Origin of the sequence: Sphaerisporangium rubeum (genome assembly GCF_014207705.1) — a bacterium.
GTDB classification, from domain to species: Bacteria; Actinomycetota; Actinomycetes; order Streptosporangiales; family Streptosporangiaceae; genus Sphaerisporangium; species Sphaerisporangium rubeum.
On the sequence record NZ_JACHIU010000001.1, the window covers coordinates 6,883,912 to 6,898,067 of the forward strand.

11 protein-coding genes are annotated in these 14,156 nt (G+C 72.5%); 3 read left to right on the plus strand and 8 right to left on the minus strand.

Features of this window, described 5'->3' with window-relative positions:
* Position 1: 1 nt before the first annotated feature.
* Both BJ992_RS29110 and BJ992_RS29115 read right to left on the minus strand, forming a co-directional pair.
* Entirely contained in the window at positions 2-1,489 is a 1,488-nt protein-coding gene (locus BJ992_RS29110; protein WP_184986422.1) for a CYTH and CHAD domain-containing protein, read from the minus strand.
* A gap of 43 nt (positions 1,490-1,532) precedes the next feature.
* Complete coding sequence (locus tag BJ992_RS29115; protein ID WP_246496812.1) at positions 1,533-2,297, minus strand: trans-aconitate 2-methyltransferase; 765 nt, start codon at positions 2,295-2,297, stop codon at positions 1,533-1,535.
* A gap of 90 nt (positions 2,298-2,387) precedes the next feature.
* Here BJ992_RS29115 and BJ992_RS29120 point away from each other — a divergent pair, with 90 nt between their 5' ends.
* Positions 2,388-2,891, plus strand: a complete 504-nt coding sequence (locus BJ992_RS29120) for a MarR family transcriptional regulator (RefSeq protein WP_184989256.1) — start codon at positions 2,388-2,390, stop codon at positions 2,889-2,891.
* Positions 2,892-2,894: 3 nt separating this feature from the next.
* Here the strand turns inward: BJ992_RS29120 and BJ992_RS29125 are convergent, their stop codons facing one another.
* From BJ992_RS29125 to rsmA, 3 genes are read right to left on the minus strand one after another with little or no spacing between them, the layout of a single operon-like run.
* Complete coding sequence (locus tag BJ992_RS29125) at positions 2,895-4,691, minus strand: ABC-F family ATP-binding cassette domain-containing protein (protein WP_184986424.1); 1,797 nt, start codon at positions 4,689-4,691, stop codon at positions 2,895-2,897.
* 57 nt (positions 4,692-4,748) lie between these two features.
* Positions 4,749-5,696: a 4-(cytidine 5'-diphospho)-2-C-methyl-D-erythritol kinase gene (locus BJ992_RS29130; RefSeq protein ID WP_184986426.1), complete on the minus strand. Its 948-nt coding sequence runs from the start codon at positions 5,694-5,696 to the stop codon at positions 4,749-4,751.
* Between the two features lie 49 nt (positions 5,697-5,745).
* The gene (rsmA, locus tag BJ992_RS29135) at positions 5,746-6,603 is read right to left on the minus strand and encodes a 16S rRNA (adenine(1518)-N(6)/adenine(1519)-N(6))-dimethyltransferase RsmA (protein ID WP_184986428.1); all 858 of its coding nucleotides are present in this window, start codon (positions 6,601-6,603) and stop codon (positions 5,746-5,748) included.
* A 146-nt stretch (positions 6,604-6,749) separates the two neighbouring features.
* On the opposite strand from rsmA, the gene BJ992_RS32350 reads away from it, so the two are divergent.
* The gene (locus BJ992_RS32350) at positions 6,750-8,519 is read left to right on the plus strand and encodes a serine/threonine-protein kinase (RefSeq protein WP_221475025.1); all 1,770 of its coding nucleotides are present in this window, start codon (positions 6,750-6,752) and stop codon (positions 8,517-8,519) included.
* Positions 8,516-9,952 (plus strand): FG-GAP repeat protein, encoded by a 1,437-nt coding sequence (locus BJ992_RS29145; RefSeq protein ID WP_184986430.1) that lies wholly within the window; start codon positions 8,516-8,518, stop codon positions 9,950-9,952. Before BJ992_RS32350 ends, BJ992_RS29145 begins: the two co-directional genes overlap by 4 nt.
* Before the next feature lie 52 nt (positions 9,953-10,004).
* Here BJ992_RS29145 and BJ992_RS29150 read toward each other — a convergent pair whose 3' ends face one another.
* The 3 genes from BJ992_RS29150 to BJ992_RS29160 all read right to left on the minus strand — a co-directional run bounded on the left by BJ992_RS29150 (position 10,005) and on the right by BJ992_RS29160 (position 14,049).
* Complete coding sequence (locus BJ992_RS29150; protein ID WP_343072918.1) at positions 10,005-10,868, minus strand: TatD family hydrolase; 864 nt, start codon at positions 10,866-10,868, stop codon at positions 10,005-10,007.
* Between the two features lie 73 nt (positions 10,869-10,941).
* A complete protein-coding gene (metG, locus tag BJ992_RS29155) occupies positions 10,942-12,723 on the minus strand; it encodes a methionine--tRNA ligase (RefSeq protein WP_184986432.1) in 1,782 nt (593 codons plus the stop codon).
* A gap of 105 nt (positions 12,724-12,828) precedes the next feature.
* A complete protein-coding gene (locus tag BJ992_RS29160; protein ID WP_184989262.1) occupies positions 12,829-14,049 on the minus strand; it encodes a glycosyltransferase in 1,221 nt (406 codons plus the stop codon).
* Positions 14,050-14,156: the final 107 nt, after the last annotated feature.

The following is a 14,156-nucleotide window of genomic DNA, read 5'->3' on the forward strand; positions in this document are numbered from 1 at the left end:
GTCAGATCTGGGCCTCGGCCCACACGCGGGGGAAGTCCTCGTGGGAACGCTTCGCCTCGGCGTGCTCGAGCCCGACGAGCACGCCGTAGGTGAAGGTGTCCTCTCCCGCGGCGCGGGCCCTGGCGGCCTCCTCGACGAGGATCTCCTGCGCGACCACGCCGTCCTGGTGCACCCCGAGCACTTCCTGCACGGTCTTGGCGCGCCTGGCCATGGCCGTCGCACGGTCGCCGAGCAGGGACTTGAGGGACTCGGCGGTGTAGCGGGCCCTTTTGGCGGCCTTGCGCACGTCGTGCATGGCGATCTCGCGCTCGCAGGGGTCCGCGGTGCTCTGCGCGATGTCGTACCTGCGCACCACGCGGCCCCAGCTCTTCACCGCCACCTTGCCGAGGACCTTGTCGGCCTGCTTCATGGCGAGCGGGGTGAGCGGCGGGTTGGCGACCAGCGCGTCCAGCCGGTCGAGCAGCGCGAAGTACCGCTCGCCGCGCATCGCCTCGTCCACCCGCACCAGGGCCTCACGGTGCCGCGCGAGCAGGTCGTCGTCCAGGCGCACCCGGATCGGGCCGACCACCAGACCGGCGGGGACGGACCGCAGCAGCGTGCCGAAACGCTCGTGGATGACCTCCAGGTCGCGGGCCTCGCCGAGCACCGCGGCGATCCAGCGCAGCTCCTCCTGGATCTCGTCGGTCCCGGCCACCACGCCGCCGAACGACTTCATGGCGCTGCGCAGGCGGCGGCTCGCCACCCGCATCTGGTGCACCGCGTCGTACCCCTCACGCCGCACCTGGGGGTCCTGCGCGGTCAGCGCGTCGACCTGCGACTTCAGGTAGTCGACCACGACCCGGCCCGCGGTGCCGCCGGCCGGTTCGGCGAGCGGGGACACCGGGACGGCGTCACCGAGCAGGCGGCCGAGCTTGCTGCCGGACGCGGCCGGCGTGGCCCCGGCCTTGCGCAGCGCCTTGCCGGTCCGCTTCAGGTGGCCGGTGTCGCCGTCCTTGATCTCGGCCTCGACCTCGCGCCACCGCTCGACGCGCCGCGCGCCTCCCCACACGTCGCCGTACACGGTGCCTTTGACCGTGTCGTCGGCGATCTCGATCAGGGGACGGCCGTCCGCGTCGCGCAGGACCGTCACCTCGCGGCGGGTGGCGAGTTCGGCCACCGGCACCAGCGGCTCGCGGCGGCTGTAGGCGAGGACCATGTCCGCGATCTCCGGCGGCACGACCGTCGCGCTGCGGGTGAGCGGTACGCCGATCTCCTCACGCGCGCCTTTGGCCTTGGGGAGCTTGAGGTGCCATCCGGCGTCGTCGCCGCCGCGGCGGCGGCGCAGAGTGATGCCACGGGACGCCAGGCGCAGGTCGGGGGTGTCGAAGTACACGGCCACCATGCGGTAGGTCTTCGGCCCGGCGACCACCGCGCAGCCGGGGACACCGGACATGTCGGGGATCAGGAAACCCGCCGGGACGTCGAACTTGTCTTCCACTTCGAGCGCCATGCGCCATCCCCCGTCACCGCTTTTTGCCGTTATGCAACCTTTATCATTTTTTGTTGGCCACCACGAAAACGCGCCGGAACGGGAACGCCGTGCCGAACGGCTCGCGCGGGTAGTCCTCGGCGAGCGCCGCGGCGCAGTCGGCCACGAAGTCGCCGCTCCGCTCGGGGCCGAGCCGGTCGAACATGGGCCGCAGCGCCGTGCCGCTGATCCATTTCAGCACGGCGTCCTCACCGGGGAGCACATGCACGTACGTCGTCTCCCAGGCGTCCACCTCGCGGCCGGGCCCGGCGAGCAGCCGCAGGTAGTCCTCGGGGCCGTCGACCGGGTCGTAGCGCGCCAGATCGCCGAGCTCGTCCCGCCACTTCGCCGAACGGCACACCTCGCGCACCCGCGCGTGGCTCGGCGCGTCGAAGTTGCCGGGCACCTGGAACGCCAGGCTGCCGCCGGGCCGCAGGAAGCCGGTCCAGCGGGCCAGCAGCTCGCGGTGCTCCGGAACCCACTGCAGGACGGCGTTGGAGAAGATCACGTCCACTAGAGTGTCGGGGTGCCAGTCGCGGACGTCCCCCACCGTGAAGGACGGCCCCGGCGGCGCTTTGGCGATCATGGCGGGTGAGGAGTCGATGCCGTGCACGACGGCGCGCGGCCAGCGGCGGGCCAGCTCAAGGGTGAGCTCGCCGGAGCCGCAGCCGAGGTCGGTCACACGCTCGGGAGCGTCGGCGCGCACCCGCGCCAGCAGCTCGAAGAAGGGCCTGGCACGCTCGTCCGCGTACCTGCCGTACACCTCGGGGTCCCACATATCTCTTGACATCAAGATAATTCGTAACGGCCGAGATGTCTCGATGTCAAGAGAGATAGACTCCCCTCCATGACGACGCGCGACGACGCCGACGGCCGGCCCGTGCGGGACGAGGTGGACCAGCTCGTGGCCTCCTGGCGCCAGGAGCGTCCCGACCTCGACGTCACCCCCCTCCAGGTGCTGAGCCGCGTGTCCCGGCTGGCCAAGCACCTCGACCGCGCGCGGCGCGCCGCGTTCGCCGAGCACGACCTGGAGCCGTGGGAGTTCGACGTGCTCACCACGCTGCGCCGGGCCGGGGAGCCGTACGAGCTCAGCCCCGGCGCGCTGCTGCGCGCCACCCTCGTCACCTCGGGAACCATGACCAACCGCATCGACCGTCTCGCCGCCGCGCGCCTCGTGCGCCGACGACCCGACCCCGAGGACCGGCGCGGTGTGCTGGTCTCCCTCACCGACGCCGGCCGTGAGCGGGTGGACGCGGCCTTCGCCGACCTGCTGCGCCGCGAACGCGAACTGCTCGCCGGCCTCGCCCCCGCCGACCAGCGCACCCTGGCGGGCCTGCTGCGCACGATCCTCGCGCCGTTCGACGCGGCCCACAACGGCGCCTGACCCTCACCCCTCCAGGCGCTCGGCCAGCTCCATCCACTCCAGCTCGACCGACTCGCGCTCCGACGCCAGGCTCTTCAGCTCGGCGTCCATCTCGGCGAGCCTGCCGTAGTCGGACGCCGACGCGGCCATGGCGGCGTGCAGCGAGGCCTCCTGCTCCCCGATGCGTTGCAGGCGGCGCTCCAGCCGGGACAGCTCCTTCTGGGCCTCACGCAGCTCCTTGGCGCTCATCTCCGGGGCCGCCTCGGCGACGGCCGCAGGCGCCTGCGCCGCCGCGGGAGAGGCGGTCCGCGCCGTCAGCGCGGTCCCCGCCGAGCGGCGCTGGAGGTACTCGTCCACGCCACCCGGCAGCAGCGACAGGCGGCCGTCGCCGAGCAGGGCCACGCAGCGGTCGGTGACGCGTTCGAGGAAGTAACGGTCGTGGCTGACCAGCACCAGCGTGGCGGGCCAGGCGTCGAGCAGGTCCTCCAGCTCGTTCAGGGTCTCGATGTCGAGATCGTTGGTCGGCTCGTCGAGCAGCAGCACATTGGGGTCGTCCATCAGCAGGCGCAGCAACTGCAGGCGCCGCCGCTCGCCGCCGGACAGGTCGCCGACGACCTTCCACTGCGCGTCGCCACGGAACCCGAGCCGTTCGAGCAGCTGGGACGCCGTCCACTCGCGCTTGCCGACCTTGATGAACTGCTTGACCTCCTCGACGGTCTCCAGCACCCGCCGGGTGGGGTCCAGCTCGGCCAGCTCCTGCGACAGGTGGGCCAGGCGCACCGTGCGGCCCCGCGTCACCCGGCCGGCGTCGGGGGCCACCGAGCCGGACAGCAGCCGCAGCACCGACGACTTGCCGGAACCGTTCACGCCGATCAGGCCGATGCGGTCGCCGGGGCCGAACTGGAAGGTGCAGTCGTCCAGCACGAGCGGGCCCTGGCCGGGGCCACCGGCGTGCAGCGTGACCTGCTCCAGGTCGTACACCGTCCTGCCGAGCCTGGCGGAGGCGAACGACAGCAGCTCGACGGTGTTGCGCGCCGGCGGCTCGTCGGCGATCAGGGCCTGCGCCGCCTCGATGCGGAACTTCGGCTTGGACGTGCGCGCCGGCGGGCCGCGGCGCAGCCACGCGATCTCCTTGCGCATGAGGTTCTGCCTGCGCTCCTCGGTCGCCTGCGCGATGCGGGCCCGCTCGGCCTTGGCCAGCACGTACGCCGCGTAGCCGCCTTCGTAGCGGTGGACGGCGCCGTCCACGACCTCCCACGTGCGGGTCGACACCGCGTCGAGGAACCACCGGTCGTGCGTGACCACCAGCAGCGCCGAGCGGCGGCCGGCGAGGTGGCCGGCGAGCCAGGCGATGGCCTCGATGTCGAGGTGGTTGGTCGGCTCGTCCAGCACGATCAGGTCGTGGTCGCCGATCAGCACCCGTGCCAGCGCCGTGCGGCGCCGCTCGCCACCCGACAGCTCACCGGCGCGCGCCTGGAGGTCGATGCCGCCGAGCAGGTTGGCGAGGATCTCACGGATCCCCTGATCACCGGCCCACTCGTGCTCCGCGCGGCCGTCGAGGACGACGTCGCCGACGGTCAGCGCGGGGGCCATGTCGTCGGCCTGCGCGACCACCCCGACCCGCAGCCCGCGGTTGTGCGTGACGCGGCCCTCATGGGGGGCCACCAGCCCCGCGATCACCGAGATGAGCGTGGTCTTGCCGTCGCCGTTGCGTCCCACGACACCGATGCGGTCCCCCGACTCGATGCCGAGCGACACGTCCCGCAACAGCGGTTTGGGCCCGTAGGACAGGGAGACCGATTCCAGATTCACCAGATTCATCGCACTCAAAGCCTAGTGGGCCTCTCGCGGGCCTTCACCGGCGCGCGTGGCCCCGGCTCAGGCGGTGGCGCCGATCACGGTGGCGCCGGGGACCGGGCCGCGCGCGGTGACGGTGGCGCGGCACACACCGGCCACGTCGAGCGCCAGCGCCAGCTCCCGCGCGTGGTCGGCGGAACCGGCCAGGAACGCGCAGGTGGGGCCGGAGCCGGACACCAGAGCGCCGAGCGCGCCGTACTCACGGCCCGCCGCCAGGGTGCGCGACAGGGGCCGGTGGAGCAGCACGGCGGCCGGCTGGAGGTCGTTGGTGAGGGACTCGCCGAGCTCCTTGGCGTCGGCGGCCTCGAGCGCGGCGAGCAGGCGTGCCGAGGCCTCGGGCCAGGCGGCCGGTTCGCCGGTGGCCTCACGGAGACGGTCGCACTCGGCGTACACCTTGGCCGTGGACAGGCCGCCGTCGGCGAGCGCGAAGACCCAGTGGTACTCGCCGCCGCCGGCGAGGGAGGTGAGCCGCTCGCCGCGGCCGGTGCCGACCGCCGTGCCGCCGAGCAGCGCGAACGGCACGTCGCTGCCGAGATCGGCGGCGATGTCCATCAGCTCGTCCCTCGGCAGCGCGAGGCCCCACAGCTCGTCGCAGGCGACCAGCGCCGCCGCGGCGTCCGCGCTGCCTCCCGCCATGCCTCCGGCCACGGGGATGGCCTTGCGGATGCGCAGCGCGACGTCCACCGGACGGCCAGCCCGCGCACCCACCGCGAACGCGGCGCGCACCGCGAGGTTGGTCGCGTCGAGAGGGACCTGGTCGGCGGCCTCGCCTTCGACGACCACGCTCGCGGTCACGTCACCCGAGGTCAGCGGCCCACCCGCGCCGGGACCTGTGGTGGCCGTGACCTCGTCGAACAACGAGACGGCCTGGAAGACGTTCACCAGGTCGTGGTAGCCGTCGTCCCGCCGGGGACCCACGGCGAGCTGCAGGTTGACCTTGGCCGGCACGCGAACGGTCACGGAAGTCACAGGCACCGATCGTAGTCGGCGACCCGGCCCGCCGGGAGGAACGACGCGATCAGGGCCGGTGCTCGGCGACGCGCGCGAAGTCGCCGATGGCGAGGCGTTCGCCGCGCAGCGACGGGTCCACCCCTGCGGCACGCAGGGCCTTCTCCGCGGCGTCCGCCGAACCGGCCCAGCCCGCGAGCGCGGCGCGCAGCGTCTTGCGGCGCTGCGCGAAGGCGGCGTCCACGACGGCGAACACCTGCTCGCGGGTGGCCGACGTCGGCGGCGGGTCGCGGCGGGTGAACGCCACGAGCCCCGAGTCGACGTTCGGCACCGGCCAGAAGACGGTGCGGCCGACCGCGCCGGCCCTGCGCACCCCGGCGTACCAGGCGGCCTTCGCGGACGGCACGCCGTACACCTTGGAGCCGGGACCGGCCGCCATGCGCTCGGCCACCTCGGACTGCACCATGACGAGGCCGCCGCGCAGCGACGGCAGCTCGTCGAGCAGGTGCAGCACCACCGGCACCGCCACGTTGTACGGCAGGTTGGCCACGAGCACGGTCGGCTCGGCGCCGAGCCGCTCCGCCTGGACCCGCATCGCGTCGGCCTCGACGACGGTGAGCCGGCCGGCCAGCGACGGCGCTCGCTCGGCCACGGTCAGCGGAAGCTGCCGCGCGAGCACGGGGTCGATCTCGACGGCCACCACCTGTCGTGCCTCGGGGAGCAGCGCCAGCGTGAGGGAGCCGAGGCCGGGCCCGACCTCGATCACGACGTCATCGGAGGCCACCTCGGCGAGGCGTGCGATGCGCCGCACGGTGCCGCCGTCGATGACGAAGTTCTGCCCGAGCCGTTTGGTCGGCCGTAAGCCGAGCCTGTCCGCCAGGTGACGTATTTCCGAGGGCCCGAGCAGGTCCACAATTGAGCTCCCCATCCACCCAGTGTCCCGCATCGAAGACTTCGATGAGGCAGGCGACGGACCACCTCGGACGTCCCACCCGTCTCAACCGATCTTCAAGCCAGAGGAAAGTGGGCATGGTTAACGTGACCACGCCCTTAGCCCCCGAGGAGGCGTCGTCAATGGACCCCACCGGTGCGCAGCCCCTGCGCCCGTACGATCCCGAACGGATCGGGCCGTACGTGCTGCGCGGCCGGCTCGGCGAAGGTGGCATGGGAACGGTCTATCTGGCCGAGACACCGGGGACCGGCAGGCTCGTCGCGGTCAAGGTCGTCAAGGCCGAGTTCACCGTGGACGAGGGCTTCGCGGCCCGCTTCCACACCGAGGTGTCCAACGCCAGGCGTGTCGCGTCGTTCTGCACCGCGCAGGTGCTCGACAACGGCAACGCCGACGACGGCCGGCCCTACATGATCACCGAGTTCATCCCCGGCACCCCTCTGTCGCGGCAGATCTCCCGGTACGGCGCGCTTGAGGCCGGCACGCTGCACGGCGTCGCGCTCGGCGTCGCCGCGGCGCTCGCCGCCATCCACGTGGCCGGGCTGGTGCACCGCGACCTCAAGCCGGCCAACGTCATCTTGTCCATGTCGGGGCCGAGGGTCATCGACTTCGGCATCGCGCGTGCGCTCGACGCCACGCAAGGCGTGACCCGGTCCGGCGAGCTGCTCGGCAGCCCCGGGTGGTGGGCCCCCGAGCAGGTGCGCGGCGAGGAGATCACCCCGGCGGCCGACGTGTTCGCCTGGGGGTGCCTGGTGGCGTACGCCGGGAACGGACGGCACCCCTACGGCCGCGGCGACATGATGACGCTGGCGTCACGGGTGCTGAACGGCCGTCCCGACCTCGGCGAGCTGCCTGCGCCGCTCGGCCACCTGGTGCGCATGGCCACCGGCCCCGACCCCGCCAGGCGGCCCACGGCGCAGGAGCTGCTGATCGCGCTGGTCGGCGGCGCATCGCCGGTGCCGCTGGACCCGCCGACCCTGGTCGCGCAGCCGCAGGCCCCCACGCTGGTCGCCAGCGAGTTGCTGGAGTCCTGGCAGCCCCCCGCCAACCTGGCCCACCCCGACCCGCCGACTCCCCCACCGGCGCCGTACGGCGCCGCCACGCCGCGGCCGGTGGCCGATCCGGCGCCGTACCAGGCCGGCGTCGGCGCGCAGCGGCCGGCGGCCGAACCCCCGCCGTACCCGGCCGGCGTCGCGGCCCAGCGGCCGGTGACCGATCCGGCGACGTACCCGGCCGGTGCCCCCGCGTACCGGCCCGCCGTCGAGGAGACGCGGCCGCCGGTGACCGGCACCATGCCGACCGTACCGACCGCGCCGACCGTGCCGACCGCGGCGGGGACCGGTCCCGGTCGGCGGGGACGCAGATGGCTGCTGCCGGTGCTCGCCGTCGTCGGGGCCGTCGTCGTGTCGGCCGCGGTGCTGTCGATCATCGTGGTGCGGCGTGACCAGCCGGACGGCCGGAACGTCGGGGCGAGCGCGGCGGCGAGCACAGCGTCCGGCAAAGAGGTCGTCGCACCCGCGCGGGTCACCGACGTGGCCCGCTGGTTCCCCCTGGCGGCTCCGTACGCCGGAGCGCAGTTCGCCGTTCCCGACGCGCCTCGGTGCGGCCTGACCACCTACCAGGGGGCCACACCGCAGGAGGGACGGTTCTGCGTGGTGGCGTGGACGCTCACCAACCCCGGCGGCACGCGGGCCGAGATCTCGGCCGAGCCGCCTGCGCTCGTGGACGACGGCGGGGCCGAGCACCGGCCTTCGCAGGTCTCCACGGCGTTCCCCTCGGCCATGCCACCCGGCGCCAAGGTGGACGGTGTGCTGGTCTACGACCTGGCACCGGCGAGCCGGCCCGCCACGCTGACGTTCGACTCCGGCGGCAAGACGATCGAGGTACGGCTGTGAACACGCGCTCTGTCCTGACGACCCTGCTCGCGGCGGCGCTGCTGGTCGCGGGTTCCGGCGCACCCCCCGGTGCCGCGCGCACCGCCACGTGCGCGGGGGCCGCGGACTTCGACGGCGACGGCAGGCCGGACGTCGTCGCCGGCGACCCGCTGGCCGTCGTCAAAGGACTGCGCGGGGCCGGCGCGGTCCACGTCCTGCCGCTCGGGGACGGGACAGGCGCCGTGCTCACCGCGCCGGACGCGGCGGCCGGCGACGCCTTCGGCTGGTCGGTCCGCACCCAGCAGCTCGACGACGACGGCTGCATGGACGTCGTGGTCGGCGCGCCGTACGCCACCGTGGACGGCGAGGCGGGGGCCGGAGCGGTGTACGTCTTCTACGGCGGCGCGGGCCGGGAACCGGTGCGACTGACGGCGTCCTCGCCGGAACGGGACGCGCATTTCGGCTGGTCCGTCGCGGCCGGCCGGATCCCGGGACAGCCGGCGACCCTGGTGGTCGCCGCGCCGTACGAGGACGCCGACGACACCACCGACTCCGGCGCCGTGTACGTCTACCAGGGCCCGGAGCCGGCCAAGCCGCGCAGGATCACCCAGGAGGCAGAAGGGGTCATCGGCAACAGCGAGGAAGGCGACCTGTACGGCTGGTCGCTGGCGGTCGGCCGGCTCGGCGGCAAGCTCCGCACGCTGGACATCGCGATCGGCACCCCGTACGAGAACAACGACGGCGCGGGGAAGCAGAAAGGCAGCACGGGGACCGACAACTCCGGGGCCGTGGAGGTCCTGTTCGACGTCACCCCGGACGGCGCGCTGTCGGCCGCCAAATGGACGCTGACCGAGTCCGCGCGCGGGGTGAAGGAAGCCGAGGGTGACCGTTTCGGCCACGCGCTCGCCTACGTCGAGCACAGAGGCAACCCCTACCTCGCCGTCAGCGCGCCGCTCGCCGGCGTTCCCGGCGCACCGCACACCGGTGTCGTGCAACTCTTCCAGGCCGGCAAGAACGGCGTGCTCGCGCCGGCGCGCACCATCCGTCCCGGCGTGGACGGCCTCGACGCTCTCACCGAGGGATCGGCGTTCGGCTGGTCCCTGGCCATGGTCGACACCCCCGACGGTCTGGCACTCGCCGTCGGCAGCCCCTTCGAGTCGCGGGACGCCGAGGAGAGCGGGGCCGTCCGCCGGATCCCCGTGACCGGCGACGCGCCGATCCTCATGCTCTCGCCGCCTGAATCAGCCGCGCACGACCGTTTCGGCTGGTCGCTCGGCACGGCCGGCGTCTCCGACAGGCTGTCCGCGGCGACGACCCTGCTCGTGGGGTCACCGGACCAGTCCGCCGGGACCGGCGCTCTGACGCTGTTCGCGCCGGACGCCACCCCCCGCGTGCTCGGTCCCGCCGCCAAAGATCCGCTTCCCGCCGACTTCGGCGCCGCCGTAGGAGGGTGACGGACGCCGCGTGGTCCGCGCGGCCCACAGGCACAGGGCTGATCCGCGCGGCCTACCAGGCGCCGAAGACCCGCTCGCCGTTGGCGCTGATCGTGGCGGCGAGCTCGGCCTCGGTGAGCGACTTCAGCTCGGCCAGCAGGCGCAGCGTGAGCGGGATCAGGTAGGGAGCGTTGGGCCTGCCGCGGTGCGGGACCGGTGGCAGGTACGGCGCGTCGGTCTCGACCAGCATCAGCTCCGGCGGGGTCACCTGGACGGCCTCACGCAGCGCGGTGGCGTTCTTGTAGGTGACAGGGCCGGAGAAGGACAGGTGGTAGCCCTCCTTGACGCACCGGCCGGCGTAGTCGGCGTCGCCGGAGAAGCTGTGGAAGACCACGACGTCCGGTGCGCCTTGGTCGGCGAGGACCTTCAGGACGTCCTCGTGCGCGTCGCGGTCGTGGATGACCAAAGCCTTGCCGGTGCGCTTGGCGATCTCGATGTGCGCGCGGAACGACGCGTGCTGCGCCTGCTTCGGCGACCAGTCGCGGTAGTAGTCGAGCCCGGTCTCGCCGACGGCGCGCACGTGGGGCTCGCGGGCCAGCCGCTCGATCTCGTCGAGGGTCTCCGGTGTGGCGTGGTGCGCCTCGTTGGGGTGGACGGCCACCCCGGCGTAGACACCCTCGACGTCCCGCGCGGTCGCGGCGTTCCACCGGGAGGACCGCAGGTCGTACCCGATGGTGACGAGCCGGGTCACCCCGACCGAGCGGGCCGCGCCGAGGATGTCCTGGACGGTCACGCCGGTCGCCTGGGCCGCCGTGCCGGCGGGATCGGCGGTGGAGGCCTGGCGCTCCCCCACCATGATGTCCAGATGGCAGTGGCTGTCGAACACCTCCCCGTCCAGCGGCGGCGGGACGGGGGGTGGCGTCGTGTCGCGGCTCACCCGAGCGCTCCGGTGAGCCACGAGCAGGCGGAGCGCGACGCTCCGGCGGGACGCGAGCAGGTGAGGCGCATGGTCACTGGCCGAGCCGGGACAGTTCCTCGTCCACGATCTTGGGGTCGAGTTTGGGGAACAGCGGGGTCGGCGGGGCCAGCGGAGTGCCGGGCCGGATCGGCCGCGACTCCCACGTGGCCGCGCCGGTGTAGTCGCCGGTGATCACCGGGTAGGCCGGGCCGCCGTCCTCGTCGACCTCCTGGATGGCCGGCATGCCGGACCAGACCCCCTCGCCGCCGAGCATGGCGTGGATCTTGTTGGAGGACGTCGGCAGGAACGGCGTCAGCAGCGTCTTGGCGTCGTCCACCACCTGGAGCGCCACATGGAGGATGGACTTGACCCGCTCGGGGTCGTCCTTGAGCTTCCAGGGCTCCTGCTCGGCGAGGTAACGGTTGGCGTCGCGCACGACGTCGAACGCCTCGGTGACGGCGTTCTTGAACCGGGACCTGCCGAGCTCGGCACCGACGGCGGGGAACGCCGCGCGGCTGCGGGCCAGCAGCGCACGGTCGGCGTCGGTGAGGTCGCCGGGCCCGGGGACGGCGCCGAAGTTCTTGGCGGCCATCGAGATGGAGCGGTTGACGAGGTTGCCCCACGCCGCGACCAGCTCGCCGTTGTTGCGGTTGACGAACTCCGACCAGGTGAAGTCGGTGTCCTGGTTCTCCGGGCCGGCCACCGCGATGTAGTACCGCAGAGCGTCGGCGTCGTAGCGCGACAGGAAGTCGCGCACGTAGATGACGACCTGGCGGCTGGAGGAGAACTTGCGGCCCTCCATGGTGAGGAACTCGCTGGACACGACCTCCGACGGCAGCTCCAGCCTGCCGAGCGACCCCGGTGTGCCGCCGCGCGCACCCTCGCCGTTGTAGCCGAGCAGCATCGCCGGCCAGATCTCGGAGTGGAAGACGATGTTGTCCTTGCCCATGAAGTAGTAGCCGCGCGCTTCGGGGTTCTGCCACCACTGCCGCCACGCGTCGGGGTCGCCGGAGCGGCGGGCCCACTCGATCGACGCGCTGAGGTAGCCGATGACGGCGTCGAACCAGACGTACAGCCGCTTGTCCTCACGGTCGCGCCAGCCGTCCAGCGGGATCGGCACACCCCAGTCGAGGTCGCGGCTGATGGCGCGCGGCTGAAGGTCGCCGAGCAGGTTGAGCGAGAACTTCAGGACGTTGGGCCGCCACTCACCCTGCTTGGACTGCAGCCACGTGCCGAGGGCCTCGCTGAACGCCGGCAGGTCGAGCATGAAGTGCTCGGTCTCGATGAACTTCGGCGTCTCGCCGTTGATGCGGCTGCGCGGGTTGATCAGGTCGACCGGGTCGAGCTGGTTACCGCAGTTGTCGCACTGGTCGCCGCGCGCGCCGTCGTACCCGCAGATGGGACAGGTGCCCTCGATGTAGCGGTCGGGCAGCGTGCGGCCGGTGGTGGGGGAGACCGCACCCATGGTGGTGCGCGGGAAGACGTAGCCGTTGGCGTGGAGGCCCTTGAAGATCTCCTGCGCGATGGCGTAGTGGTTCTCGGTGGTGGTGCGGGTGAACAGATCGTAGGACAGGCCGAGGGCCGTGAGGTCCTCGGCGATCACCCGGTTGTAGCGGTCGGCCAGCTCGCGGGCCGTCACGCCTTCCTTGTCAGCCTGCACCTGGATGGGGGTGCCGTGCTCGTCGGTACCACTGACCATCAGCACCTTGTTGCCCGCCATCCGCTGGTAGCGGCTGAAGATGTCGGACGGCACGCCGAAACCTGAGACGTGCCCGATGTGGCGGGGGCCGTTGGCGTACGGCCACGCGACGGCGGTCAAGATGTGCTGGGACATGCCACCAAGACTAGAGGCCCCGCCATGGCTCATCGAACCGATTACCCGGTTCTGTGGACGGCCGTGGCGAGGCCCCGGTGGTTCAGGCGTGTCGTCAGCGTGTCGTCAGGCGGGGGTCGACTCGCGCCGGACGGCCTGCGCGGCCTCCTCGGCGGCGGAGGCGGCGACGTCCGCCGGGGTCTCCTTGGTGCGGCGGATGCCGAGGATGCTGATGAACAGGGCCGCGAAGATGGTCTGGAAGCTCATGATCAGCGCGGTGGCCGACGGCACGACCAGACGCAGCGACTCGGCGGGGATCAGCGGACCGAAGTTGCGCACCTGCCAGTGGGCCAGCGAGGCGACGAGCCCGCCGAGACCCGCGAGCGCCAGCAGCCCGCCGGCGACCAGGCCCTTCTCCAGCGTGACGATGTCGACGAGCTGCCGCACCCGGCGGTCCTCCGGCAAAAAGCCCTCCTCGGCGGCGTAGACCTTGGTGAACAGGCCGAACAGCAGGGCCTGGAAGCCGATCACCACGATCGCCGACGCACCGACGAGCGTGTCGACGTCGAAGGCGAGCTTGCCGATGTACACCGGCCCGAACGTCAGCGCCGCACCCGCGACCAGCCCGAGGCACATCAGCACCGCGCCGGGGATCAGGAACAGCCACCGCGGGCTGTACAGCAGCAGGAAGCGCAGGTGACGCCAGCCGTCCCGCCAGGAACGCAGGTGCGGCGGCCGGGACCGGCCGTCGGGGCTGAGCGTGGTCGGCACCTCGCGGACGTCCAGGCCCTGCAGCGTGGCCTTGACGACCATCTCGCTGGCGAACTCCATGCCACCGGTCTGGAGCCCCAGGTTGAGGATCGAGTCGCGGCGGAACCCGCGCAGCCCGCAGTGGAAGTCGCGGATCTTGCTGGGGAAGAACAGGCGGCCGACGAACGACAGCACCGGGTTGCCGAGGTACTTGTGCAGCGGAGGCATGGCGCCAGGCGCGATGCCGCCGCGGAAGCGGTTCCCCATGACGAGGTCGGCCCCGTCGCGGAGCTGCTCGACGAACGGCAGCAGCGCGGTGAAGTCATAGGAGTCGTCGGCGTCCCCCATGATGACGTACCGGCCGCGCGCGGCGCGGATGCCGCCGATCAGCGCGTTGCCGTACCCCTTGGCGTCGACGTGCACCACACGGGCACCGGCGTCACGTGCGAGCTGCTGCGAGCCGTCGGTGCTGCCGTTGTCCGCGATCACCACCTCGCCGTCGATGCCGTGCTCGGCCATGCACGCCAATGCCTTGCGGATGCACGTCTCGACGGTCTCCGCCTCGTTCAGGCATGGCATGACCACGGTCAGTTCCACGACGAAACCCCTCGTTCGTGCCTCGATCATCGGCTGAGTAGTCCAACCATGATGCCCCCTGCCCTCCGGTGCTCGGGTCAAGTCTCCGAAACGGCTGGCATCCTGTA

What these genes read in the sequence shown, in the direction of transcription:
- rsmA (WP_184986428.1), bottom strand. Translation starts at nt 6,603, where the DNA reads ATGGGGAGCTCAATTGTGGACCTGCTCGGGCCCTCGGAAATACGTCAC.
- BJ992_RS29115 (WP_246496812.1), bottom strand. Translation starts at nt 2,297, where the DNA reads ATGTCAAGAGATATGTGGGACCCCGAGGTGTACGGCAGGTACGCGGAC.
- BJ992_RS32350 (WP_221475025.1), top strand. Translation starts at nt 6,750, where the DNA reads ATGGACCCCACCGGTGCGCAGCCCCTGCGCCCGTACGATCCCGAACGG.
- BJ992_RS29125 (WP_184986424.1), bottom strand. Translation starts at nt 4,691, where the DNA reads ATGAATCTGGTGAATCTGGAATCGGTCTCCCTGTCCTACGGGCCCAAA.
- BJ992_RS29110 (WP_184986422.1), bottom strand. Translation starts at nt 1,489, where the DNA reads ATGGCGCTCGAAGTGGAAGACAAGTTCGACGTCCCGGCGGGTTTCCTG.
- metG (WP_184986432.1), bottom strand. Translation starts at nt 12,723, where the DNA reads ATGTCCCAGCACATCTTGACCGCCGTCGCGTGGCCGTACGCCAACGGC.